At 56.8% G+C, this 25,397-nt stretch carries 24 protein-coding genes; 6 read left to right on the forward strand and 18 right to left on the reverse strand.

The window, feature by feature from the left end:
- Positions 1-36: 36 nt before the first annotated feature.
- Both rplA and rplK read right to left on the reverse strand, forming a co-directional pair.
- Positions 37-735 carry a 50S ribosomal protein L1 gene (rplA, locus tag GOV89_RS16520; protein WP_171180094.1) on the reverse strand — a complete coding sequence of 233 codons (699 nt, stop codon included), beginning with the start codon at positions 733-735 and terminating at the stop codon, positions 37-39.
- 1 nt (position 736) lies between these two features.
- Entirely contained in the window at positions 737-1,186 is a 450-nt protein-coding gene (gene rplK / locus GOV89_RS16525) for a 50S ribosomal protein L11 (RefSeq protein WP_010440985.1), read from the reverse strand.
- A gap of 454 nt (positions 1,187-1,640) precedes the next feature.
- Between rplK and GOV89_RS16530 the strand changes: the two genes are divergently transcribed.
- The 3 genes from GOV89_RS16530 (at position 1,641) to GOV89_RS16540 (ending at position 4,781) form a co-directional block, all read left to right on the forward strand.
- The gene (locus GOV89_RS16530; RefSeq protein WP_171180096.1) at positions 1,641-2,840 is read left to right on the forward strand and encodes a peptidoglycan-binding domain-containing protein; all 1,200 of its coding nucleotides are present in this window, start codon (positions 1,641-1,643) and stop codon (positions 2,838-2,840) included.
- A 412-nt stretch (positions 2,841-3,252) separates the two neighbouring features.
- Positions 3,253-4,020, forward strand: a complete 768-nt coding sequence (locus tag GOV89_RS16535; protein ID WP_171180099.1) for a hypothetical protein — start codon at positions 3,253-3,255, stop codon at positions 4,018-4,020.
- Positions 4,017-4,781, forward strand: a complete 765-nt coding sequence (locus GOV89_RS16540; protein ID WP_171180101.1) for a hypothetical protein — start codon at positions 4,017-4,019, stop codon at positions 4,779-4,781. Before GOV89_RS16535 ends, GOV89_RS16540 begins: the two co-directional genes overlap by 4 nt.
- 113 nt (positions 4,782-4,894) lie before the next feature.
- Here the strand turns inward: GOV89_RS16540 and nusG are convergent, their stop codons facing one another.
- The 10 genes from nusG to ccoN form a co-directional block, all read right to left on the reverse strand.
- Complete coding sequence (gene nusG / locus GOV89_RS16545; RefSeq protein ID WP_170427716.1) at positions 4,895-5,428, reverse strand: transcription termination/antitermination protein NusG; 534 nt, start codon at positions 5,426-5,428, stop codon at positions 4,895-4,897.
- 188 nt (positions 5,429-5,616) lie between these two features.
- Positions 5,617-5,814 (reverse strand): preprotein translocase subunit SecE, encoded by a 198-nt coding sequence (gene secE, locus GOV89_RS16550; RefSeq protein WP_050605011.1) that lies wholly within the window; start codon positions 5,812-5,814, stop codon positions 5,617-5,619.
- A gap of 91 nt (positions 5,815-5,905) precedes the next feature.
- Positions 5,906-6,064: a cbb3-type cytochrome oxidase assembly protein CcoS gene (gene ccoS / locus GOV89_RS16555; protein ID WP_170596844.1), complete on the reverse strand. Its 159-nt coding sequence runs from the start codon at positions 6,062-6,064 to the stop codon at positions 5,906-5,908.
- 5 nt (positions 6,065-6,069) lie between these two features.
- Positions 6,070-8,247 (reverse strand): heavy metal translocating P-type ATPase, encoded by a 2,178-nt coding sequence (locus tag GOV89_RS16560; RefSeq protein ID WP_171180103.1) that lies wholly within the window; start codon positions 8,245-8,247, stop codon positions 6,070-6,072.
- Between the two features lie 3 nt (positions 8,248-8,250).
- Entirely contained in the window at positions 8,251-8,709 is a 459-nt protein-coding gene (locus GOV89_RS16565; RefSeq protein WP_171236022.1) for a FixH family protein, read from the reverse strand.
- A 2-nt stretch (positions 8,710-8,711) separates the two neighbouring features.
- On the reverse strand, positions 8,712-10,139 hold the full coding sequence (ccoG, locus tag GOV89_RS16570) for a cytochrome c oxidase accessory protein CcoG (RefSeq protein WP_171238670.1): 1,428 nt from the start codon (positions 10,137-10,139) through the stop codon (positions 8,712-8,714).
- Positions 10,140-10,556: 417 nt separating this feature from the next.
- Complete coding sequence (gene ccoP, locus GOV89_RS16575; RefSeq protein WP_171180109.1) at positions 10,557-11,420, reverse strand: cytochrome-c oxidase, cbb3-type subunit III; 864 nt, start codon at positions 11,418-11,420, stop codon at positions 10,557-10,559.
- A complete protein-coding gene (locus GOV89_RS16580; RefSeq protein WP_171095986.1) occupies positions 11,417-11,602 on the reverse strand; it encodes a cbb3-type cytochrome c oxidase subunit 3 in 186 nt (61 codons plus the stop codon). Before GOV89_RS16580 ends, ccoP begins: the two co-directional genes overlap by 4 nt.
- 10 nt (positions 11,603-11,612) lie before the next feature.
- Complete coding sequence (ccoO, locus tag GOV89_RS16585; RefSeq protein ID WP_171180111.1) at positions 11,613-12,341, reverse strand: cytochrome-c oxidase, cbb3-type subunit II; 729 nt, start codon at positions 12,339-12,341, stop codon at positions 11,613-11,615.
- 14 nt (positions 12,342-12,355) lie between these two features.
- Positions 12,356-13,963: a cytochrome-c oxidase, cbb3-type subunit I gene (gene ccoN, locus GOV89_RS16590; RefSeq protein ID WP_171095983.1), complete on the reverse strand. Its 1,608-nt coding sequence runs from the start codon at positions 13,961-13,963 to the stop codon at positions 12,356-12,358.
- 201 nt (positions 13,964-14,164) lie between these two features.
- Between ccoN and GOV89_RS16595 the strand changes: the two genes are divergently transcribed.
- A complete protein-coding gene (locus tag GOV89_RS16595) occupies positions 14,165-15,004 on the forward strand; it encodes a universal stress protein (protein WP_171180113.1) in 840 nt (279 codons plus the stop codon).
- 44 nt (positions 15,005-15,048) lie between these two features.
- Here GOV89_RS16595 and GOV89_RS16600 read toward each other — a convergent pair whose 3' ends face one another.
- Positions 15,049-15,303, reverse strand: a complete 255-nt coding sequence (locus GOV89_RS16600; RefSeq protein ID WP_171180115.1) for a GlsB/YeaQ/YmgE family stress response membrane protein — start codon at positions 15,301-15,303, stop codon at positions 15,049-15,051.
- Between the two features lie 72 nt (positions 15,304-15,375).
- Complete coding sequence (gene fnrL, locus GOV89_RS16605; RefSeq protein ID WP_171180117.1) at positions 15,376-16,119, reverse strand: transcriptional regulator FnrL; 744 nt, start codon at positions 16,117-16,119, stop codon at positions 15,376-15,378.
- 61 nt (positions 16,120-16,180) lie between these two features.
- On the opposite strand from fnrL, the gene hemN reads away from it, so the two are divergent.
- Together hemN and GOV89_RS16615 are read left to right on the forward strand one after the other, a co-directional pair.
- A complete protein-coding gene (gene hemN / locus GOV89_RS16610) occupies positions 16,181-17,536 on the forward strand; it encodes an oxygen-independent coproporphyrinogen III oxidase (RefSeq protein ID WP_171180119.1) in 1,356 nt (451 codons plus the stop codon).
- A 211-nt stretch (positions 17,537-17,747) separates the two neighbouring features.
- The gene (locus tag GOV89_RS16615) at positions 17,748-19,676 is read left to right on the forward strand and encodes an elongation factor G (RefSeq protein WP_171180121.1); all 1,929 of its coding nucleotides are present in this window, start codon (positions 17,748-17,750) and stop codon (positions 19,674-19,676) included.
- A 24-nt stretch (positions 19,677-19,700) separates the two neighbouring features.
- Here the strand turns inward: GOV89_RS16615 and GOV89_RS16620 are convergent, their stop codons facing one another.
- From GOV89_RS16620 to GOV89_RS16635, 4 genes are read right to left on the reverse strand one after another with little or no spacing between them, the layout of a single operon-like run.
- Entirely contained in the window at positions 19,701-21,278 is a 1,578-nt protein-coding gene (locus tag GOV89_RS16620; RefSeq protein ID WP_171238671.1) for an ABC transporter ATP-binding protein, read from the reverse strand.
- On the reverse strand, positions 21,275-22,381 hold the full coding sequence (locus tag GOV89_RS16625; RefSeq protein WP_171180125.1) for an ABC transporter permease: 1,107 nt from the start codon (positions 22,379-22,381) through the stop codon (positions 21,275-21,277). The genes GOV89_RS16620 and GOV89_RS16625 overlap by 4 nt, the downstream gene beginning before the upstream one ends.
- Positions 22,382-23,476 (reverse strand): microcin C ABC transporter permease YejB, encoded by a 1,095-nt coding sequence (locus GOV89_RS16630; RefSeq protein WP_171180127.1) that lies wholly within the window; start codon positions 23,474-23,476, stop codon positions 22,382-22,384. It abuts the gene before it with no gap.
- Position 23,477: 1 nt separating this feature from the next.
- Positions 23,478-25,382 carry an extracellular solute-binding protein gene (locus GOV89_RS16635; protein WP_171238672.1) on the reverse strand — a complete coding sequence of 635 codons (1,905 nt, stop codon included), beginning with the start codon at positions 25,380-25,382 and terminating at the stop codon, positions 23,478-23,480.
- Between the last annotated feature and the right edge of the window lie 15 nt (positions 25,383-25,397).

The raw sequence follows: 25,397 nt of genomic DNA on the forward strand, positions 1-25,397 counted from the left end.
TCCACCGGGGTCCACAATTCTTACGTTTCCAAGCGCTTATTCGCCCGAAGCTTCCGCAACATCCAGCGTCACGCCTGGGCCCATGGTCGAACTCAGCGCGATTTTCTTCATGTAGGTGCCTTTGGCGCCCGACGGCTTGGCCTTGGCAACAGCCGAGACAAAGGCGCGAACGTTTTCGACCAGCTTAGCTTCGTCAAACGACGCTTTGCCAACGCCAGCGTGCACAACACCGCCTTTTTCCGCCTTGAACTGAACTTCACCGCCCTTGGCTGCTTCCACGGCTGCTTTCACATCCATGGTCACGGTGCCAACTTTGGGGTTCGGCATCAGGTTACGGGGCCCCAGAACCTTACCCAGACGACCAACGATCGGCATCATGTCCGGGGTGGCAATGCAGCGATCAAATTCGATGGTGCCGCCCTGAATGGTTTCCATCAGGTCCTCTGCGCCAACGATATCTGCGCCAGCTTCTTTCGCTTCGTCAGCCTTCGGGCCGCGAGCAAAAACAGCAACGCGCATCGCTTTACCAGTGCCGTTCGGCAGGCCAACAACGCCGCGAACCATCTGGTCTGCGTGACGGGTGTCAACGCCCAGGTTCATCGCGATTTCGATGGTCTCGTCGAATTTCGAGGTTGCGTTGCCCTTGACCAGAGCAACAGCTTCTTCAACCGACAGGTTTTCCTTGCCGGCGACAGCTTCGCGCGCAGCGCGGGTACGTTTACCGAGTTTTGCCATCTTACTTCACCTCGATGCCCATAGAGCGGGCCGAGCCCAGGATGATCTGCATTGCGCCTTCGACGTCGTTGGCGTTCAGATCTTTCATTTTGGCTTCGGCGATTTCGCGAACCTGCTTGCTGGTCACGGTAGCCACGGTCTCACGACCTGGGTTTTCCGCGCCACGGGGGCGGTTACGCTTGCCGACCGGCTTCAGACCAGCTGCTTTTTTCAGGTAGTAAGACGCGGGCGGCGTCTTGATGTCCATGGTGAAGGACTTGTCCTGATAGTAGGTGATCACGGTCGGGCAAGGAGCGCCGGGCTCCATGTCTGCTGTCTTGGCGTTGAACGCCTTGCAGAATTCCATGATGTTGATGCCGCGCTGACCCAGCGCCGGACCAACTGGCGGCGACGGGTTCGCCTGACCTGCAGGAACCTGCAGCTTCATTGTACCAGCAAGCTTCTTGGCCATTTGGTTTTCCTTTCAACTTAGGCAGGACGCGTCCCACCCAGATTATGTTGCGTGGTCCGGTCGGGGATCGCGATCCCAGAAACCTCCCACGAGAGAATCTCGCCCGAAGACGATAGAGGCGGCGTGTACAGGGGAATGTGAAGCTTGGCAAGTGGTCTGGATTCCAATTGGAAATCATAGAATCAATACCCTCGCGTCCAAAGCAAGGCTTGGGCTTTGCCGAGCGTCCGATACAAGTCCGCTCCGATCGCCTCAATGAGATGCCAGGCGTTAAGCACCCAACAATGCAATAAAGTGTTAATGCCTTTAACTGCAGTGAAAAAAGCACTGCCGCACAACCTGCAAACCAGCGGGCAAACTACCCAAGCTTCAGACGGTCGTGGGCTTGGACACCCGTGCGGATCCCAGCTGTGTTATACTTAGTGAAAATAGTTATTTTTGGTGGAGGTTAATTATGATTTTCCGATTAGCAGCAACACTTGTCATCGCGGTCTCTTTCGCTGCGACCGCGCCTCAGACAGCACAAGCAGACGCTGGCGATTTCCTCGGCGGAGCCGTTGTCGGCGGGGTCGTGGGATATGCGATAGGCAAGGACCAGCAGAAAAAGAAAGCGCGGTCATCCACCCGGACATACCGACCGGGCATTCCGTCGACCACGCAAGGTGCGCAAACCCAAACAGCGCTCAACTATTTTGGCTACAATGCCGGGCGTGTCGATGGTCAGGTCGGCCGTGGCACCCGATCGGCGATCGAACGCTACCAGGCTTCAATGGGCTATCCTGTAAATGGCCATGACTTCCAGCCCTATCAATATGATTTCCTGATGCAAGCCTATTACTGGGCGACAAGCGGCGGACAAGCCACCATGCAACTTTCGGGCCAACCGCTGCTTATGGCTTATCGCCAAAAACTCCATAGCGGATCAGCCGTGGCTGCAGCCCCTCAGGCACCGGCACCGACCACGCCAGTCGCGACCCCTCAGGAGACCGAGACCGCGGAGACAAAATCTGCCAGCCTGCCAAGCCTGTTTTCCGGAGGAACCGGAGGTCCATCGCTAGCCAATCGCTGTAGCGGGGTGATGCTTCAAACATCGACCAATGGCGGTTATACAACTTTGTCGAACATGTCTGATCCTGATTTTGCACTCAGCGAGCAGTTCTGCCTCGCCCGAAGCTATGCCATGGCCCGCGGCGAGGAGCTTATGCAGGACATCCAAGGGCTGACGCCGGATCAGGTAACGGCCCAGTGCGACTCGTATGGCGATATGTTGGCACCGCAAGTGGTCGCCTTGTCTCTAAACTCAAAAACTGATGCAGAAACTCAGATGCGCAAGCTTGCGCTGGATTCCGGCCTTAGCCCCGAAGATCTTGCGGCAACAAGCAAGGTCTGCCTCGCGATCGGCTACCGTCAGGACAATATGGACACCGCAGTCGGGTCTGCGCTGATGCTGGTTGCAATGGGTGAGCCCGCCTACGGAGAGCTTATTGGCCACCACCTGCGCGAAGGCTTCGGTGTGCCAGAACGTCGTGATCTGGCGATGCAGTGGTACGATGCGAGCCTTTCGGCACTGGATGCCGGATCGCAAGCTGTTTTCCTACCGTCACAGACCGACCGCCCACAACTGCTGCGCGCAGCTATGGTTCAGGCGCAGTAGAGCGAGAAGAATGAAACGTAATTCGTCATCAAACAACGTCGCGGTGCCTGATGCTTCGCGGCGTTTTTTGCATGTTTGCGGACCTTGTTGATCTGACTAATGCGCAGTTTGATCTGATCCTCATCTGATCAGTATGCGTCGCCCCGAGACGTCGGAAACCAACTACAGAATTACCGCAACACAACCGTTTTGCGCCCTGACCATTCCCGAACACCAACAACCGCGTAAGAAGTAAAACAGATTTCTCAAAGACATAAGTTGCTTATGAACCCCCGACGGTTATCTTAGGGCAGGTTGGATATAGAAGGGGCGGTCTGAGTTGGCATCATCTCGACTAAACAAAGGGCTACTGATTTGTGTTCTTTTCGCAATTGTGCCCGGATGCGGCAGCAACGCCCAGGATCAGGGTGCAGTGTCCGAGACAACTGCCCAATCCGAAGCACCCCAAAACACTGCTTCACGCAACACGGCAGGAATTGACCCCGCCACCTATGCCGGTCGCTTTCAAGTCAAGCTGACCAAGGAAGTTCCTTTGCGCGATATTCCCGTTCCCTTCACCGTCTACGGCGGTCTAGAGGAATCCAGCCCAACCCGCCTGCGATTGCGAGCGTTCATGGATTTGCGTGGATTGCAGGAAAAGGCACCTCAGATACTGACTGGCCCCTTGGAAGAAAGCTGTAAACGCCAGATTTACCTCGAGATCCGAGATGTCACTGCAATAGGTGAAACCGTTAAAGTAGAAGGCTCAGCCCGCGCCCAGTTTACGCGGTGCAAACGAAATGAAGAACCCGGCTTTCGGTATTTCGGGGCCACGGTTGATGCAACTGCTGTCGCCAAGGCAGAGGTTAAAGGCCAATGCCTTACGTTCAGTATCGAAAGCGCTGACCTCAGACCGCGTGGGTTCATCGGAGCTGTTACCGACCTTTTTGGGCTGACCAACCGAATAAATGAAGCTGTCCTTGAAAAGGGCGGCGAGTTTTTGGCGGCCAATCCGGTTTGTCCGCCATTACCTGAAGAATTCTCTGTACTTGATCCGAATTACGAATCCGGCGGAACGCGCGAAATCGCGCCAGGAGGATTGGGCGCTGCTGTTGTCGGTTCGGCCGATGTAAGCGCCGAGACGATAGTGAAAGTCCTTGCAGGGCTGAAAGAACTTGGTGTGTTGGAGTTTGCTGAATGAGACTTTGGTTAATTCTTCCAGCCCTTATCGCAGCAGTTCTGGGCCCTCGCGCCCCTGACGCGCAGCAGGTAGACTTTGTCATCGACGCGACACTACCGGTTCGCGATACCGAACTGCCGTATACTCTTGATCTGAACCTCACCGCCGCTGCGCCCACTCGGATCGGGGTCGGTGCCCTTCTCGACCTGCGCGAAGTTCAAAAGGTTGTGCCCGAGCGGTTGGCTGACAATGCGATCGTCGACAATTGTGGTCTGCAAGTCAGACTTGATGATTTGAGCTTTAAGGCCGAAGACCAAGTAATAGATCTGGATGGGGACGTGACCATCACGATTTTTGAATGCAGCCGCACCGGTGAACGCAACTTTGAACGCGGTGAAGAAAAAAGAGCGATACTGGCAAGCCTATCCACCGAAGCAACTGTCGAAGTGCGGGACAACTGCGCCTATTTCAAGCTTATTGATCTTACCCTTACGGCCCCCGAAGAACAGCGAGAGCAACTGCTGGAAGACGACACATTAGACTCGGTGAAGGAGTTGATGTTGGCTGCAGTGGATCTTGCACTGAACGACACTCCGCTGTGCCCGGAACTGCCGGCAGAGCTTGCGTCACTTGACCCAACCTACGACAAAGGCGGCCCGCGCGAGATCGGAGAAGGTGGTCTTGGCGTTCTCCTTGAAGGCTCAGTGGACGTCAGCCCTTCGACAATCCTCGACATTCTGACAGTGCTTCAAGAACAAGAGCTTATTCCGGGCCGGCCGTAAAAACGGCTGGCCGTGTGGCTGGATCGCTGTTTGGTGTTGATTGATAAACGATCGTCAAAAAAAAACGCCGCGCTGCCCGTGGCAGCGCGGCGTCGAAAATAAGCGAAGAGCGATTAGCCCTGCTTCGTAACCTGCGTAAAGTCCAGCTCGACCGGGGTTTCGCGACCAAAGATCGAAACCGAGACCTTCAGTTTCTGGTTTTCGTCGTCCACACCTTCGACCATGCCGTCGAAATCCTCGAACGGTCCGTCGTTGACTTTGACCTTCTCGCCGACCTCGAAGGTGATCATCAGCTTGGGCGCTTCTTCACCTTCCTGAACGCGGTTGAGGATCTGGTTCACCTCGGCGTCACGCATCGGCATCGGGCGGCCTTGCGGGCCCAAGAAACCGGTCACGCGGTTGATCGAGTTGATCAGGTGATAGCCCTGATCTGACATTTCCATATGCACCAGAACGTAGCCGGGCATAAAGCGGCGTTCGGTCGTGACCTTCTTGCCGCGGCGCACTTCGATCACCTCTTCGGTGGGCACCAGTACTTCGTCGATGTCGTCTTCAAGGCCCTGTTCAGCCACCGACGTGCGGATCTGTTCTGCGATCTTCTTTTCGAAATTCGAAAGAACGCTGACCGAGTACCACCGTTTCGCCATGAACCTGTCGTCCTTGTCTGTCTTCGGGGTATCGGATTTGCCGGATACACCCGTCATTAAAATCTTGTCACGTTATCCGGAATAAAAAGCGGCGCGCAGCCCGAATCGCCACACGCCCATTCCGAATAGTCCTGCGTCAACTACTCTGACATTGCCCGCTGTGCAAGGGGGCAGCCGCGTTTCCACGCTTAGCTGAACGCGCCCAGAATCAGCTGAAGGCCACCCCGGATACCCAGATCGACCAAAGCAAAGAAGACCGCCGTAAGCGCCGCCATGATGAAAACCATAACCGTGGTCAACAGCACCTCGCGCCGGGTCGGCCAGACGACCTTGGACACTTCGGCACGGACTTGCTGAATGAACTGAATCGGGTTGGTGGTGGCCATTTGGCGTGTTCTCTCTGCTAGCGGATGGCCCGGACATAACCGGGCATTGCGGCAATTTCAAGGGCAGTTGGATCAACTCTGCCCTGAGCGGTCAGGGTTTGGGTTTATCGTCCCATTCATCGCTCAGGATCCGGCGCGCGTCACCCTCAGGATCTTCATACTGGTTCGACCGGACAGTGTAGACAAAAGCCACCAGGCCAACGCCGCCCAGCAACAGTGAAATCGGGATCAGGTAGGCAAGAACTTCCATCCGGTTCACCTCAACCGCAGGGCATTGAGCGACACGGTGATGGACGAGGTCGACATCGCAAGCGCCGCGATCAATGGAGTTGCAAGCCCAATCACTGCCAATGGAACGGCTATCACGTTGTAGACAGTCGCGATGCGGAAGTTTTCGCGAATGCGTTTTGTCGCTTTGACCGCCGTGTCGCAAGCATCCGCGATGGGGGAAAGGTCATTGCCCAACAACACAATGTCCGACGCCACCCGTGCGGCATCCAACGCTGACGCCGGTGAGATCGAAACATGCGCCGCCGCCAAGGCCGCCGTGTCATTCAGACCGTCGCCCACCATCAGGACATGGTGACCCTTATCGCTGAGGTCCTGAATGCGATGCGCCTTGTCCTGCGGCAAAGCTTCGGCAATCCAATCTGTGATCCCCAGTTTTTCAGCCAACGCGCGCACGGCCCCCTGCGAGTCGCCGGACATCAGGACCACATGCTTGCCAGCGGCACGCAACGCGTCGACCGCCTCGGCCGCACCCGGGCGCAACGCATCCGAGAACCGGAAGGCCAAAGGCGCATGATCGCCAATAGCCAGCCAGGCTGAGGTTTCACTGCCCTGCTCTGCGCCGACCCAAGCGGCCCGGCCCAAACGCACGCGTTGACCACGGTATTCACCTTCGGTGCCGTAACCCGGAACCTCAACGACGCCCCGCACGTTGGCAGGCTTGATCCCGGCCTCACGCGCGGCTTTCGCCAAAGCCACAGACAATGGGTGTGCCGACGCCTCGGCCAGCGCCAGGGCAACTTCGACCTTCGCGCGGGAATGATCCCCTAAGTTGACCAGTTCCGGCGAACCGGATGTCAGAGTGCCTGTTTTGTCGAACACCACCGTGTCAGCCTCGGACAAACGCTCCAACGCGGTTGCATGTTTGATCAACATACCTTTGCGGAACAACCGGCCAGACGCCGCCGTTGTCACCGCTGGAACGGCCAGACCCAGAGCACATGGGCAGGTGATAATCAGAACCGCCGCCGCGATATTCAACGCCGTGCGGATATCGCCGGAATAAATGTACCAGCCCAGAAAGCTGAGCGCTGATAGGATGTGAACGCCCGGCGCATAAAGCTTGGCCGCCTTGTCGGCCAAAGAAGTATAACGCGACCGACCGGATTCAGCGATGGCCACCAGATCCGCCATGCGGTGCAGCGACGTATCCTCGCCCACCGCAGTTGCGCGCAATGTCAAAGGACCAGTCAGGTTGACCTCACCTGCACTGACCAACTGGCCGATTTCGGCAAATACAGGCACCGTTTCTCCGGTCAGTAGCGAGCGGTCGAGTTCGGACTGGCCCGACACAATCTCACCGTCCACTGGCATCCGACCGCCGGGGCGCACAAGGATCAAATCGCCTACTTTCAGATCAGCAACTGCAATTTCATTTTCTACGCCATCCACCAAACGGATCGCGCGCGGCACCTCAAGCGCGGTCAGTTCTTCGGCCGCGGATCGGGCTGCGGCACGGGTGCGGTAATCCAGATAACGACCGGCCAGCAGGAAGAAGGTCAGGGTCAGGGCCGCATCGAAATAGGCATGTTCGCCACTCAACGCGGTTTCCCAAAGCGATGTGACCAGCGCCAACAAGATCGCCAACACAATTGGCACATCCATGTTCAGGCGGCGCACCCGCAAGGCGCTCCACGCATTGGCAAAGAAGGGCTGGGCTGAAAACGCGATGGCAGGCAGAGCAATCGCGGCAGAAATCCAGTGGAACATGTCCCGCGTGGCGTCAGTGGCCCCGGACCAGACCGAAACCGACAACAGCATGACGTTCATGGAAGCAAACCCGGCCACCGCCAGGCGCATCAGTAAGTCACGCCCTGCCTTGTCCGTCTGAGTGGCCGACAAGGCGCCCGGATCAAGCTCGTGCGCTTCAAAACCGGCTTTCTCAAGCACTGGGATCAGATCGACAGCACGTGTTTCAGGCGTTGCTTTGATCATCGCGCGTTTCAGGGTTAGGTTCACCCGTGCATTTTCAACACCGGGATGCGCGTTCAGTTCCCTTTCGACGGTCGCAATACAGGCCGAGCAGTGAATACCCGGCAAAGACAGGGCTATCTGCACATCCTCCGGAATCGACCGGGCGGGTTCCGCCGGGGCTGCAAGGCAGCCCGGGCAGGCTGCGGTGCCGGAAGAAAGCTGCGCCGTCATCGCTTACCCCTTCACATACAGCGGAACGCGCTGCGAAAATTCCGCGCCATCACTGTCCCGCGCCACCAGACGAATGTTCCAGTTGCCCTCGCCCAACGTGGCCGGCGTGGCGTAGGCCGTTCCGTCAAAGGTGAAATCCGGCACGAAATCCTCGCGGACATGAGTCGCGCGGCCCACAACAGCCTGCAACTCGCTGACCTGAACCGGCGCACCACTTTCATCGGTGATGTGCAGGATCAGCAACCCGCCCTTGGTTTCAGCCCGTACGGTCCACCCCAGCGCTTGTTGCTCTTTCAAACGTTCGTTGAACTCCTGACTGGCCACGTATGAATTCTTGACCTCAAGCCCCGGAAAGGTTTTGACCGCGCTGTAGGCCAGAACAAGGTTCACGGCGATGATCACGCCAAAGGCGCCCACAAACACCGCCAAAGCGTGTTTTCCGGTGAATTTCCGTTCCGCCATGATCAATTCCCCCGTCCGTTAAACGTGGTGTCCTTATAGGCCCGCTCACCGCTGCTCAGATCTTCAACCCAGATGCGGACCGGCGTTGAATCCGCTCCGGCTGGGCCCGTGTCGCGGGACGAGATAATATATACACGAGCCAATTGTGCTGTATCTGCCGGCACATTCACAGTGTGCAGGTTCGTGCCTTCGATTTCCAGCCGCATAGCCGGATCTCCGGTCAGAGACAGGGTGAACAGACGATCTTCGCCATGTTTGTTACGTAGCCGCACATCATAAGTGTTGCGGATCGTTCCATCAGACAGGGTTACAAATGTCGGGTTGCGGACCGGCGCAACAGTCAAATCGATATCCGAGCGAATGAACAGCGCAAAGAGCAGGGCAAAGCCAACCAGCGACCACAGGGACGTGTACATGATCGTGCGGGCCCGGAAGATATGCTTCCACACGCTTTTGGGCGGCTGGCCGGACCGCTCTCTCGTTTCATCGCTGAGGGCCATATAATCGATCAGCCCACGCGGCTTACCGATCTTGGCCATCATGTCGTCACAGGCATCAATACACAGGGCGCAGGTGATGCATTCAAGCTGCTGTCCATCGCGAATGTCGATCCCAACAGGGCAGACATTCACGCAGGCCATACAGTCGATGCAATCCCCCAATTCGGAATCTGCAGTCCGTTTACCCTTGCCGCGTGGCTCGCCCCGCCATTCGCGGTAACCGACAACCAGTGTGTCTTCGTCCATCATTGCCGCTTGAATGCGGGGCCATGGGCAAGCGTAGATGCAGATCTGTTCGCGGGCGAAACCGCCAAAGAAAAAGGTAGTGCCCGTCAGGATCAGCATCGTTGTGTACGCGACCGGATGCGCGTTGCCAGTGACCAGATCCATCAAAAGCGTCGGGGCGTCTGCAAAATAGAATACCCAGGCCCCGCCCGTCGCCAAGCCAATCAAGAACCAAACGATCCATTTGGTGATCCGTAGGCGAGCCTTGCGGAAATCCAGCTTTTCTTGGCGGTGCAGGCGCAGACGAGCATTTCGATCCCCTTCGATCCAACGCTCGACCAGTATGAAAAGGTCGGTCCAGACTGTTTGCGGGCAGGCATAGCCACACCAGACGCGCCCAAGGGCCGAAGTGAACAGAAACAGGCCAAGGCCGGCCATGATCAGCAGACCGGCGACAAAGTAGAATTCATGTGGCCAGATTTCGATCCAGAAAAAATAAAACCGTCGGTTCGCCAGATCCAACAGTACCGCCTGATCCGGCAGGCTGGGGCCGCGATCCCACCTGATCCACGGGGTCACGTAGTAGATGCCCAGTGTCACTATAAGAATGATCCATTTCAGGTTCCGAAACGGCCCTGAGACACGTCTTGGAAAGATCGGCTCTCTGGCTGCGTAAAGGCTGGGGGCAGGATCGGAATCGCTCACTGGCTGGCTCCACTAATGGGTCTTCTGAAGGCGTCTTGTTCCAGATCACGGGCAAGCGAACTTTGACATGGGTCAAAACGCGCATCGAACACACATCTTTTGAAGATGAACCGACCTCTGAGATGTCGGAGTAGACGTTTTTTTAACCAATTATTCACGTATTCTAACAGAAAACCGGCTATTGTCGCGATACCGATCACGACGCTTATAAACCACGCGCTTCAGGCCGACCAATTGTCGCAGCCTGAGACTCGGGCCGTAAGAACGCCCCCAATAGCCCCACGAAAGCGGGCTGTAGGTCTGTAAGGTGGTTTGTTGGAAAATAAGGCACCGGCTGTTCAGGAAACGCGCGAACAGATGGAACAGCCGGTGCCACAACTTTCGGGCAGCGAACCGCCCGAAAGTGTTCCTTTAAACTTACTGACCACCACCCAACTGGTGGACATAGGCCGTGACAGCGCGGATCTGCGCGTCGGTCAGACGATTTTCCCACGGGGGCATCACGCCAAAGCGGCTGTATGTGACCGTTTCAGTCAGAGCTTCTTCACTGCCGCCGTAAAGCCAGATTGCGTCCGTCAGGTTCGGAGCACCCTGGAATACGTCGCCCTGGCCGTTTTCGCCGTGGCAGGCAGCACAGTTGTCATCGAAGACAACTTTGCCCGCTTGCGCCGCCGCGTCGTCGGTCTGCGCATTGGTCAGAGACATAACGTATTGGACAACCTGGGTGATCTCTTCGCTTTCGAGAATCTCACCAAAGGCCGGCATTTCAGAATAGCGCGCATCGTCGCTTTCTTCGTTCCGGATACCATAGGCAACGGTGTACTCGATATCTTCAAGCGAACCGCCCCACAGCCATGCATCGTCTAACAGGTTGGGGAAGCCGGGCGCGCCTTGAGCACCGGAACCGTGGCACTGTGCGCACCAGGTGCGGAATACGGCCCCGCCAGAGTTCACAGCGTATTGCTGCAACTCGGGGTCCTTCGAGATATCCTCGAGCGATGTCTCTACCAGCTTGGCATTCCAAGGGGCGTTTGCCTCTTCGAACGAAACCAGCTCCTGCTGAACCAGCTCACGCGAGGACCATCCCAGAACCCCTGCTGTTGCAGATTGAACCAGCGGCCATGCCGGATACATGATCGTATAGATCAGACCCCAGAAAATGGTCGCATAGAAGGTCCATAGCCACCAGCGCGGCATCGGGTTGTCGAATTCCTCGATCCCATCCCAGGAATGACCGGTTGTATTCGGATCACCCGGCTGTTTTTCAGGTGTCTTGCTCATTGCCGCGCCTCCTTGGATGTGGCGGGTTTGTCTTGATGCCGGAACGGGATGTTGGCGGTGTCGTTGTATTCTTTGCTGGCACCGGGGCGGAATACCCAGATGATGATGCCGATAAAGAAGACGAACAACACAAGCAGCATCCAGCTATCCGCGAACTGCCGTAGGAGTGTATATTCTTCCATCACACCCTCCTTAGCGGCTTGCGTCCGGGGTGAAGGTCGAGAAATCGACCAGCGTGCCCAGCATTTGCAGGTAAGCGATCAGCGCGTCGGCTTCGGTCAGATCGGACTGGCCGTCGAAGTTGCGCACGTTGACTTTATCGCCATAGCGTTCCAGCAACCCGTCATAGTCGCTGTCCGGATCGGCCTGCGCGCGGAAATCGGCCACGGCGTTCTCCAGCATGTCTTCGGTATAGGGCGTTCCCACCAAAGCGTTGGCAGCCATGATGTCACCGATATACTCGCCGTCGATCTTGCGGGTTTCGAGGAAGCCATACTTGGGCATCACCGATTCCGGCACCACCGATTGTGCATCGCGCAGATGGCGCACATGCCAGTCGTCCGAGTAACGGCCACCAACACGCGCCAGATCAGGTCCGGTACGCTTGGACCCCCACTGGAACGGGTGGTCATACATCGACTCAGCCGCCAGCGAGTAGTGGCCATAGCGCTCAACCTCATCCCGCATCGGGCGGATCATCTGGCTGTGGCAGACATAGCAGCCTTCACGCAGATAGATCTCACGACCCGCCATTTCGAGTGGGGTGTAAGGGCGCATGCCCTCCACCTTTTCGATGGTGTTCTCAAGGTAGAACAGCGGGGTGATCTGAACGATGCCACCGATGGTTACGACCAGGAAGCTGAAGATCAGCAGGAGGGTCGCGTTGGTCTCGAGGATCTTGTGTTTGTCGAGAATTGCCATTGCTCCGGCCCTCCTTATTCAGCCGGGACTGCGACGGTCAGGCTGGCCTCTTTGGCCGGCGCTTTACGTACAGTCATCCACAGGTTGTAGCACATGATGACCGAGCCAGCGACGAACAGGACACCGCCCAGCGCACGCACCACATACATCGGAAATTTGGCGGCCACGGTGTCGGCGAACGAGTTCACCAAGAAGCCGTTGGCATCCACTTCACGCCACATCAGGCCTTCCATGATACCGGTGACCCACATCGAAGCGGCGTAGAGCACGATGCCGATGGTGGCGAGCCAGAAGTGCCAGCTGACCATCTGCAGCGAGTACAGACGCTCGCGCTTCCACAGGACAGGTACCAGGAAGTACAGCGCACCAAAGGTGATCATGCCGTTCCAACCCAGCGCGCCCGAGTGCACGTGACCAATGGTCCAGTCGGTGTAGTGGCTCAGCGAGTTTACTGCGCGGATCGACATCATCGGGCCTTCAAAGGTGGACATGCCGTAGAAGCCGACCGAGATCACCATCATCCGGATCACCGGGTCGGTGCGCAGCTTGTCCCATGCACCCGACAGGGTCATCAGGCCATTGATCATACCACCCCAGGACGGCATCCACAGGATCACCGAGAACACCATGCCCAGCGTCGAGGCCCAGTCGGGCAGCGCGGTATAGTGCAGGTGGTGCGGACCAGCCCAGATGTACAGGAAGATCAGTGCCCAGAAGTGGATGATCGACAGCTTGTACGAGAAGACCGGACGCTCGGCCTGTTTCGGAATGAAGTAGTACATCATGCCCAGGAAGCCCGCGGTCAGGAAGAAGCCCACAGCGTTGTGGCCATACCACCACTGGATCATGGCGTCTTGAACACCCGACCAGACGATGACCGACTTCGAACCCCAGATGCTGACCGGAATGGTCATGTTGTTGACCAGGTGCAGCATCGCAACGGTCACGATGAACGCCAGATAGAACCAGTTTGCCACATAGATGTGGGGTTCTTTCCGCTTGATGATCGTGCCCAGATAGACAGCAAGGTAAGCGACCCAAACAACGGTCAGCCACAGGTCCACATACCATTCAGGTTCGGCATATTCTTTCGACTGAGTACCGCCCAGAATGTAACCGGTCGCGGCCAGCACGATGAACAGTTGATAGCCCCAGAACACGAACCATGCGAGGTTTCCACCCCACAGACGCGCGGCGCTGGTGCGCTGCACCACGTAGAACGACGTTGCGATCAGCGCGTTACCGCCAAATGCAAAAATCACCGCCGAGGTGTGCAGCGGACGCAAACGTCCAAAGTTCAGATACCCTTGGGCCCATTCGAAGTTGAGCACCGGAAACGCCAGTTGGAACGCAATAAAGGTTCCAGCCAGGAACCCTACCACACCCCAAAAGGCCGTTGCGATCACGCCGTAGCGGATCACGTCATCCATGTATTCGCCCGAGCGATCGACAAGAATATCTGGCTCTTCTGTGTTTCGAAGCGTCCAGATGAACAATCCACCGGCGATAAGCATCACCAGAATCGCATGCACCTGATACGCCAAATCGCGTGCATAATTTGATCCGATGGCGGCAAACACCACGACCAGACCAAGCACGATCAGCTTGATGTAATTCGACATATTGCGTCCCTTTGCCGTGCTTCGCGCGGTTTTGATTCTTTTGACACGCGAAACCTATTTGACTGGCTGCCGTTCTGAAGCACGACAGCCGCTATTGCTTTGATCTGTATCAAGACAGTTCCGCGTTTTCTGTGACACGCATAAAGGATGAAAGGGGCCAACCGGTCACATGAGACCATATGCCCGAACTAAGAGGTCGAAATGGCGTACAAATCTATTCTCACTGTCATGACCGAAACGCAAACGGCTGAGCCTGCATTGGCTCAGGTTATAGCGCTGGCAGAGTCGCAGGATGCCCATGCCGAGGCGCTGTGCCTTGGTGTCGATCGCAGCCAGACCGGCTATTACTATGCCGGAGCGAACGCCCTGATCGTTCAGGAGACGCTCAGCCGAGCCAACACCGAGGCGCAGGAGGTGCTGGCATTTGCCCAAGACTATTTGGGTAAATCCGGCGTTCGCTGGTCTGCTGAACATGGTGTGGCGCAGATCGCTGACATCGGACGCCATGTCGCGCATCGGGCCCGGTTTTCGGATCTTGTGGTTTTACCGCACCCCTATGGAAAAGATCGCGGGGCCGAAGCTGAACCCATCATCGAGTCCGCAATGTTTGAAGGCCATTGCCCGGTTCTGGTGGTTCCGGACGACACTCCGCCAATGAAAGTGCCACGCAATGTAATGATCGCCTGGAATGAAAGCGTTGAGGCGATGTGCGCCGTCCGGCGCGCTCTGCCCTTCCTGAAACAGGCGGAACTGGCCCGCATCGTTGTCATTGATCCTCCGCGCCACGGCCCTGACCGGTCGGATCCGGGCGGAATGCTGTCTCAGATGCTGGCCCGACACGGGGTCAAGTGTGAGATCGATGTGCTGAGCAAGACCATGACGCGCGTGTCAGATATTCTGAACCGTCATGCGTCGGACACGGAATCTGACTTGATCGTAATGGGTGCCTACGGTCACTCGCGCTTCCGCGAAGCAATACTTGGCGGTGCAACCCGCAACATGCTGGAACAATCTTCAGTTCCCGTTTTCCTGGCACACTGAACTCTGCCAAAAAGTTCGAAAGCCGCCCAAGTCGGCGGCTTTTGTCATGCCTTTCGGATAAGGCCGATCACAAACAACAGGATCACGGCCCCCACGGTCGCGAAAAAGACCGAGGAAAAGAACCCTCCGCCCACAGAAAAGCCTAGCGCGGGGAAAATCATGCCTGCCAGAAACGCGCCGACAATTCCGACGATGATGTTCCCCAGCAAACCGAATCCGCGGCCCTCCATGATCTTTCCCGAAAGCCATCCGGCGATTGCGCCGATAAAAATCATTGCCAAGACGCTGCTAAAAACCATGCGATGCTCCTGAGTTGTTAAACGCCGCGATCCAAGGTCACGGCGTTTATCCTATCCCATCGCGCACAAGGATCAGACCAAAAAGCCACCATCCGAGTCGTCGCCAGCTTCTTCCATGAGACGGCCCATATCCGGAATGGTCACATGGCGCTTGCCTTCCAGTGTGATCACGCCTTCCTTTTTCAAGGCCGAAATCTGGCGACTCACGGTTTCAAGGGTCAGGCCCAGATAGTCTGCCATGGCCTCTCGGGTCAGAGGCAGGTCAAACACAATCGGCCCTGCCAGACCCTTCTGGCTAATCGACGCATCCCGGCGCGCAATGATCGACAACAGGCTGGCGATTTTTTCGCGCGCGGTCTTGCGCCCAAGCACCAGCATCCATTCGCGGGCAGCATCAAGTTCGTCCAGCGTCATCTGCAACAGGCGATGGGCGATATGTGGTGTAGTTGCCATCAACTCTTCGAACGGTTTCTTGCGGAAACAGCACATGACGACATCTGTGGTCGCCTGCACATCGTAAGGCGCAACTTCGCGCCCGGGGCGGCCGACAAAATCACTTGGCAACAGCAAACCCACCATCTGGGTCCGACCATCTTCCATGGTCTGCGTCAACGAAGCGATCCCGGCCACGACCGAGCCCACAAAATTCATCTGATCGCCCGACCATATGATGGTCTGGCCCGCCTCGAAACTGCGGTAATATTTAATACTTTCAAGCTCTTCCAGCTCATCCGCATCGCAACGAGCACAAACTGCGCGATGCCGAATCGGGCAGTCTTCGCAATTGGAATGATCAAACTGTGCTTTTATTGTCATGCGGGTCCCCACTTGATCTCCATCAAAGTAACCAAGTCATCTGTCGCCTAAGGGTATCGCCATGATAGTGAAACCACAATTGGCAAAGCTTGGACTTTTTGACGCGAAAGTACCGCGTTACACAAGCTACCCCACCGCCCCCCACTTTAGCAATGATGTGGGAGCAGACTTGTTTGGTGACTGGATTTCGGGGATCAAACCCGGCAGTGCCATTTCCCTGTACATCCACGTTCCATTCTGTCGTAGACTGTGCTGGTTCTGTGCTTGCCGGACACAGGGAACCCAAACCGACAACCCTGTGATCGCCTATGTGGACGTTCTGAAGGCCGAGTTAGACCTGCTTGCAGCACGCCTGCCCAAAGGCGTGGTGCTATCGCGCCTGCACTGGGGTGGCGGTACGCCAACCTTGCTGAACGCGCAGCTGATGCGCGAATTGGCGCAATATATCCTGGGTATTGTGCCCATGGGGCCTGATGCCGAATTTTCGGTCGAGATTGATCCGAACGAAATTGATGAAGACCGTCTGGATGCGCTGGCAGAGGCAGGTATGAACCGTGCGTCGATCGGGGTGCAGGATTTCGACGACGAAATTCAGAAAACCATCGGTCGCATCCAAAGCTACGACACCACCCGCGACGCCATCGACATGATCCGCGAACGTGGCATTACCAGTTTGAACGCAGATATCCTTTTTGGCCTGCCGCATCAGACAAAGGCCCGGATGACCGAAAGCGTGCAGAAGCTGCTGTCGCTCAGCCCGGATCGCGTGGCTTTGTATGGCTACGCACATGTGCCTTGGATGGCGAAGCGCCAACAGATGATCCCGTCCGACGCGCTTCCCACGCCGGAACAACGGCTCGAGCTGTTCGATACCGCCCGCCGTCTGTTCCTGTGGGACAACTATGCCGAAATTGGCATCGACCATTTCGCCATACAAGATGACGGTCTGACCCGTGCCCTGCACGCGGGACGTCTAAAGCGTAACTTCCAAGGGTATACCGACGATCAGGCCGATGTTCTGATTGGCGTCGGGGCCAGTTCGATCTCGCGCTTTCCGCAAGGCTATGCGCAGAACGCCTCGGCCACCTCGGCCCATGCCAAAGCGGTTCGCGACGGGCAGTTTTCGACCGCCCGCGGGCACCTGTTCAAGGGTCAGGACATTTTGCGCGCGCGCCTGATCGAGGCGCTGATGTGCGATTTTAAGATCAACAGTGCCGAAATCCTGCGCGACCACGACATCTCGGCCGCCGCGTTGAATGACATGTATCATTCCGCCAATGCCGCATTCGACGGGCTGTTGCGGATCACCGAAGACGGGCTTTTCATCCCGCCCGAGGCACGCGCCCTGACCCGGATGATCGCCCGCAGCTTTGACGCCTATGACCTGAGCAAGGCAGGCCACAGCTCGGCGATCTGATCTCTTCTTCTGCGGGCCTCGCCGGGCCCGCAGGCCACTGGGCACAACGGGGGCTTGACGCGCGCCTGCGCTTTTCTCCACACTCAAGGGGCAGACTGGCCATCCATTCTGCGCCCTGAGGCGGGCAAATACAGACGGTCCTTGCCGACGAAAAAGCGGCGGACGCCCCTTTCGTGCAGCCATTCTGCAACCTGAAAGAGGGACAACACTAATGCGCGTTTTCACCGTCCTCGGGCCCAGCCAATCGGGCAAAACTACCCTGGTCGAGGCCATCAGCCGCCTCGACGGGCGCCCCACAACATTCGATGTTTCCGGAACCGTGCATTTGCACGGTTTTTCTTACCTGGACGAGCCTTGGTGTTCGATCGACGTAGATGGCGGCGGCGATGCGCTGGCCTATGTCGGGCCTGCAATGGCCATCTCGGACGCGGCGGTCGTGGTTGTGCCCCCCGATCCCAATGCTGCCGTTCTGTGCGCCCCTTACCTTCGACTGGTGGAAGAAGCGGGCATCCCCTGCTTTCTATTCATCAACCGCATGGATAATCCCAATGGGCGCATCCGCGACATCATCGCAGCACTGCAAACGTACTGCACCCATCATATCGCCCTGCGTCAGGTGCCAATCCGCGAAGGAGACACGATCATCGGCGCGGTTGATCTGATTTCTGAACGGGCCTGGAAGTATCAAGAGGGCCAACCCTCGGCCCTGATCGAGTTGCCTCAATCCGTGGAAGACCGAGAGCAGGAAGCGCGCACCGAGTTACTGGAAACTCTGTCTGATTTTGACGACCATCTGTTGGAGCAGCTGATCGAAGACAAGCAGCCCCCCAGCGACGAGGTTTATGACCTGGCCGCGCAAGTCTTGCAAAACCACCAGTTGATTCCAGCATGCCTAGGTGCCGCGAGCCATGGTAACGGGTTAACGCGGTTGATGAAGGCGCTGCGGCACGAAGCGCCTGAATTTGATATCGCCGCCGGGCGGGACGAAGCCGCCGACAGTGCCCGAGCCATTGCCGGTTTTGCAGATGTCAAAAAGCACATCGGAAAGATCGTTGTTTTGCGCGGGCTTGGGGATGGCGTCAAAGCGCATGAAGCTTTGGGCGGTGAGACCGTTGGCAATCTGACAACGCTTGATGCCAAGACCCAAATCGCAACGCTGGAAGCCGGGCAGATTGGTCTGGCGGTCAAATCCGACCACCTCAACCCCGGCTATATCTACGACAGCAATTCTGCGACTGAACTGCCGGAATGGGCGGCCTCGCACCCGGTCGCGCATCGTCAAATCGTCTCACCCGCGCATGAGCGGGACGATGTGCGCCTGTCCAACGCCCTAAGCCGTCTGGCCGAAATCGACCCCGGTCTGCACCTGCAACAGGATGAACTGAGCGGCCATTCGATCCTTGGATCGCAAGGCCCGCAACACATGCGCCGTGTGACCGCGAAGCTGGCCGAGGATTTTGGGATCGAGATTGAAGCGGATCAGGTCGAAACCGCCTATCGCGAAACCATCCGCGCGCCCATCGAACATCGGCACCGTCATCGCAAACAATCCGGCGGCGCCGGACAGTTTGCGGATGTGGTGATCTCGGTCGCACCCCTGCCTCGCGGGTCGGGGTTCCAGTTCGAAGAGGTGGTTAAAGGCGGTGCTGTGCCCAGGAACTATATCCCGTCCGTGGAACACGGTGCCAAGGACGCGCTGGAGCAAGGCCCCGAGGGTTTCCCCGTGGTCGACGTCAAAGTCACGCTGAGCGACGGTAAACACCATAACGTGGACAGTTCGGATTATGCGTTCCGAACCGCAGGAAAGAACGCGGTGCGTGAAGCGCTACCTCAGGCCAAGCCAGTGGTTTTGCAACCGATGCTGAACGCCGAGATTCACCTGCCATCGGACTTTGTGGGCGATCTCGTGCCAACGATCAGTTCGCTGCAAGGGCAGGTTCTGGGATTTGAAGGCAACCCAAACGCGTCGGGATGGGAGATCTTCAACGCCCAGATCCCCGCCGTGACCGAGGATGAACTGCATCGCACCCTTGCCAGTGCCACGCGCGGAACCGGGTGGGTCAAGCTAACCTTTGATCACTACGAAGAACTGCGCGGGCCAGTACCGAAAGCTGCGACCAAAGAAAAGGCAAGCGCGTAATGGCCAGAGGAAGGCGGGCTGATCTCAGCCCGCCGCTGCAATCAGCTCGCGGGTATAGTCGGTCTGGGCGTTTTCGAACAATGCCTCGGCCGCACCCATTTCCACCACATCCCCATTTCGCATGACGATCACGTTGTGCGACATCGCCCGTACGACTTTCAGGTCGTGGCTGATGAACAGATAGGCCAACCCGTATTTCTTCTGCAGATCGCGCAGCAGATCAACGATCTGAACCTGCACCGTCATGTCCAGCGCGCTGGTCGGTTCGTCCAACACCAGCAGTTTGGGCCGCAAAACCATCGCGCGCGCAATGGCGATACGCTGGCGCTGTCCGCCTGAGAACTCGTGCGGATACCGGTCCATCGCCGCAGGATCCAGCCCCACTTCGGTCATCACCTCGGCGACCAGCTCACGCGGGGCGCGGTGAGGGTCAATGTTGTGAATGGCAAGACCTTCCGCGATGATCTGCTGACAGGTCATGCGTGGGCTAAGGCTGCCGAACGGGTCTTGAAACACGATCTGCATATCTTTGCGCAATCTGCGTAATTCGCGGGTAGACCATCTTCGCACATCCTGATCGCGGAAGGTGATGCCGCCTTCGGACGCAATGAGGCGCATGATCGCCAGCGCCAGCGTAGTCTTGCCCGAACCGCTTTCGCCGACGATTCCCAAAGTCTCACCCGCGCGTACACTCAGCGTGGCGTCATTCACCGCCTTCACATAGCCAACAGTACGCTTCAGAAATCCGCGCTGGATTTGGAACCAGACCTTCAGGTGATCGGTGCGCGCGACCTCTTCCGCGTCTGAGGCAACCGGTTCGGGCTGACCCGAAGGTTCCGCGGCCAAAAGTTTCCGGGTATAGGGATGCTGTGGGTTGTCAAAGATGTCCTGCGTGACACCGGTTTCGACAATCTCACCATCCTTCATCACACAAACGCGGTCGGCAATCCGGCGTACGATACCCAGATCATGGGTGATGAACAGCATCCCCATATTCTCGGATTTCTGCAATTCGGCCAACAACTCGAGTATCTGCGCCTGAATGGTCACATCCAACGCCGTTGTCGGTTCATCGGCAATCAAAATGTCCGGCTTGTTGGCCAGCGCCATTGCGATCATCACCCGCTGTCTTTGTCCACCAGACAACTGGTGGGGGTAGCTGTCCAACCTGTCCTCGGGGTCGCGGATACCAACCTTGGTCAGTAGCTCCAAAATCCGCCCCCGCGCCGCGTCACCGGTTACCCCCTGATGCAGCGCCAGCGATTCCGCCATTTGCTTTTGAATCGTGTGCAGCGGGTTCAGCGAGGTCATTGGCTCCTGAAAGATGAAGCTTATGTCATTGCCGCGTACATCCATAAGATGCTGCTCGGACGCACCGATCATCTCTTGCCCATCATAGGTCACCGATCCTTCGACCAGTGCACTGTCACCCAGCAGTGACACTGTCGACAAAGCCGTTACGGATTTGCCTGAGCCGGATTCGCCCACCAATGCAACGGTTTCACCCCGATCTACTGTGAAGGAAACGCCTTTGACAGCAGCGCTGACCTGACCGTCCTGCCGGAACGAGACCTTGAGGTTGTTCACATCCAGCAAGCTCATGAGAAGGTCTTTCTAGGATCAAACGCATCCCGCACGCCTTCGAAAATGAAGACCAGCAGCGACAGCATGATGGCAAAGGTGAAAAAGGCTGTGAAAGCCAGCCACGGGGCTTGCAGGTTTTGTTTTGCCTGCAAGGTCAGCTCTCCCAAAGACGGGGCAGAAGATGGCAAGCCAAAGCCCAGATAATCCAGCGAGGCGAGACCGCCGATGGTTCCGGTGACAATGAAGGGCATGAAAGTCAAGGTGGCCACCATTGCATTGGGCAGCATATGGCGGAACATGATGGTCATATTGCCGACGCCCAGCGCCCGCGCCGCGCGCACATATTCAAGGTTCCGCGCGCGTAGAAACTCCGCGCGTACGACGCCGACCAAACCGGTCCAACTGAACAGGATCATCAACGCTACCAGCAGCCAGAAACTTCGGCCCAGAACAGCGAACATGATGATGATCACATATAACGAAGGCGTCGCTGACCAGATCTCGATGATCCGTTGAAAGATCAGATCCAACCAACCGCCGAAGAATCCTTGAATTGCACCAGCGAAAATACCGATCAGGCTGGCGGCACCGGTCACAAGCAGTGTGAACAGGATCGACAACCGGAACCCGTATATCACGCGTGCCAGCACATCGCGTTTGGTGTCATCCGTGCCCAACAGATTCTGACCGTTGGGCGGCAAAGGCGCAGCCCCAGGTCGGTCTACCGAAGTGTTGAAGGAGTATGGGATCAGCGGCCAAAGCGCCCAGCCACGCTCGAACCCTTCCGCCTGGAAAGTCCCGGCGTCGATTTGTTCTATGATGCCTTCGGGATCGTCGAAACACTCTTCCAGTCCGCCGCTATCGATCAGGCATTGAACTTCGGGATCGCGATAAATGGCTTCCGTCTGGAAATCGCCACCAAATTCCGTTTCCGCATAGAAGTTGAAGATCGGCGTATAGAACTCACCCCGGTACTTCACGACGATGGGTTTGTCATTTGCGATAAACTCGGCGCATAGGGAAAGGCCAAACAGAACCGAGAATATGATGAGCGACCAGAACGCGCGCCGGTTGCGACAGAAGTTGTTCCAGCGACGCTGGTTCAGAGGGGAGAGCGCCATTTACCCCTCCCGCTTTTCAAAGTCGATGCGCGGATCGACCAGCACATACATAAGATCGCTAATGATACCAACGACCAGCCCCATCAGGCCGAAGATGAAGAGGGTGCCGAAAATCACCGGGTAATCGCGCGCCACGGCTGCCTCGAATCCCAGACGGCCCAGACCGTCCAGCGAGAAAATCGTCTCGATGATGATCGACCCACCAAAGAACACGCCGATGAACACCGCAGGAAAGCCCGCGATCACGATCAGCATCGCGTTGCGGAAAACATGACCATACAGCACCTTTCGCTCGCTCAGTCCCTTTGCGCGGGCCGTCATGACATATTGTTTCTTGATTTCATCCAGAAACGAGTTCTTGGTCAGCAATGTCAGTGTCGCAAAAGCCGAGATCGTGAGCGCAATGGTCGGCAGCGCAATATGCCAGAAGTAGTCCGCAATCTTGCCGAACAGGCTGAGGCTCTCCCAATTGTCCGAGGTCAATCCGCGCAGCGGGAAGATCTGCCAGTACGACCCACCCGCGAACAGCACTAGAAGGAGGATCGCAAACAGAAAGCCCGGGATCGCATAAGCCACAATGATCGCCCCGCTGGTCCAGGTATCGAACTGTGATCCATCTTTGATCGCCTTGCGGATGCCCAGCGGAATAGAAACCAGATAAGCAATCAGGGTCGACCACAGACCCAATGAGATTGAAACCGGCATCTTTTCAAGCACCAGATCAATCACACTGATCGAACGGAAATAACTCTCGCCGAAGTCCAGCGTCAGATAGTTGCCCATCATAATCAGGAACCGCTCCAAAGGCGGTTTGTCGAAACCGAATTCTTTTTCCAACTCAGCAATGAACTCGGGCGGCAGGCCGCGTGCGCCGACATATTTATCATCGAAAACACCACCTGCGGGTTCAGAACCTGCGCCAGCATCGCCTCCACCCGCAAATCCGGCAAATACGTCCCCCTGACCTTCGATCTGCGCGATGATCTGCTCGACCGGTCCACCCGGCACGAATTGTACCAGCGTGAAGTTGACGATCATGATGCCCAAAAGGGTTGGAATGATCAGCAACAAGCGTCTTAGAATATAGGCGCCCATGTTATCGCAGTGCGCCTTTCGCTTTCAACGCAGCCTCTTTTTCCGGATTGATCCACCACAAATCCAGATGACCCAACGAATAGGGCGGCAGGTTTTCGGGGTATTCGTACATATCGTAATATGCCGTCCAGTAGTCAGCGATGAATCCCACAGGGACCACGAAGAACTCATAACGCAAGGCGCGATCAAGCGCAGTAAGTGCCGTGTCCTGATCTGCCTGATTGTCGGTTTCAAAAGACGCTTCAATGATTGCGTCAACTAGGGGGCTAGCCAATCCGGCGGGGTTAAAGAGGCTGAATGCAGCTTCTTCCGATCCATACATCTGGCTTAACCCGCCGCCTGTGGACAGGAATGAACCGTAACGTGTGGAATAGACCATATCGTAGTCCCTCTCGCGGCTGCGAAGGGTGTACTGCGCCGGGTCAACCTTTTCAGCCGAAGCGTCGACACCAATAGACTGCAAGTTCTGAACATAGGTTTCGATCATGGTTGCTGTTGAAGTCGGCAGGTTTGAAGGATAGGGGATATTCACCTTCAATGTCTGTCCTTCGGCATTGCGCCGCACATTGCCATCGCCAACAGGCCAACCGGCCTGGTCCAGTATTTTCGCTGCTTTACGAAGATTTCTCCGATCGTTCAGACGCGCAGGATTTGACTCGTGGGCCAAGACCGCAGGCTCTGTCAGAAAGTCTCCGGGCACAACGTCACCCAAAGCTTGCAAAAACGCCATCTCATCACCTTCAGGCAGACCTTTTGCCTCAAGCGGGGTGCCTTGAATGAAGGAATTGCGTGGCGCATTCAGCCCGAACAGCAAAGACTCGTTTGCCCATTCGAAGTTAAAGGCTAAGGCAAGGGCTTTGCGGACGTCCTTGTCAGCAAACTGCGGTTTTCCCAGATTGAAAACAAAACCCGATGGGGTCGGCGGACTACCATCCACGATCTCATCGCGAACCACCTCGCCTTCGCTCAGCTTCGGGAAATCATACCCCGTCGCCCAAAGCTTGGGGTCGCTTTCGATACGCAGCGTGTACTCACCGGCTTTGAAACCTTCGAACGCCGCGGTCTGATCAGCAAAGTATTCGACGCGGATTGTGTCGAAATTGTTCCGACCAACATTGAACGGCAGATCCTTGCCCCAATAATCATCACGGCGCTTGTAAACGATCCGACGATTGATGTCGTAGCTGTCAAGCTTATACGGACCTGATCCAACCGCTACTTCCAGGCGAGGCTCATCCAGGCGCCTGGACTCATCCGCTTCGAACCACGCTTTTGAAAATACGGGGGTCGAGCCTACTGTTTCGATCAGGCTACGGCGGGTAACTTCGGGGTTAAACGAGAACTTAACCGTATGTTCATCCAGCGCTTCGGCCCCCGTCACCATGCGACCCACGGCCTGCGCGTAAGAGGGCAGACCCTGTTCGATGAACAGGCGGTGGCTATAGACGACATCTTCCGCCGTTACCGGCGTTCCATCCCAAAAGGTTGCTTCGGGCCGCAGGTGAAAGATGACGTAGTTCCGCCCTTCGTCATACTCCAGACTTTCTGCCAATACTCCGTAATATTGCCCGACACTGTCATCCGCACTTTCAAACAAGCGATCATATTGCAGCGTCGTCAAAGCGCCAGCGCGCCCCTTGCGGGAATAGGGATTGAGAGAATCGAACGTGCCCGAGGCAGCCAAAGAAAGCTCACCACCTTTAGGAGCATCCGGGTTCACATAGTTCAGGTGAGCGTAATCAGCGGGATAATCCAGATTGCCAAAATATGAGTAGCCATGACTGCTGGTAACACCATCGTCCAAAGCCTGCACGATTTGCGGAGTGATCAAAGCCGTGCACAGCCCCAATATGCCAGCCCAAGGCCGTATCTTAAGATCACGTGCAGCGGGCATCAGGGATATCATGTGGCTCGTCCTTTG

The sequence above is a fragment of the Ruegeria sp. HKCCA5763 genome (assembly GCF_013034545.1).
GTDB lineage: Bacteria > Pseudomonadota > Alphaproteobacteria > Rhodobacterales > Rhodobacteraceae > Ruegeria.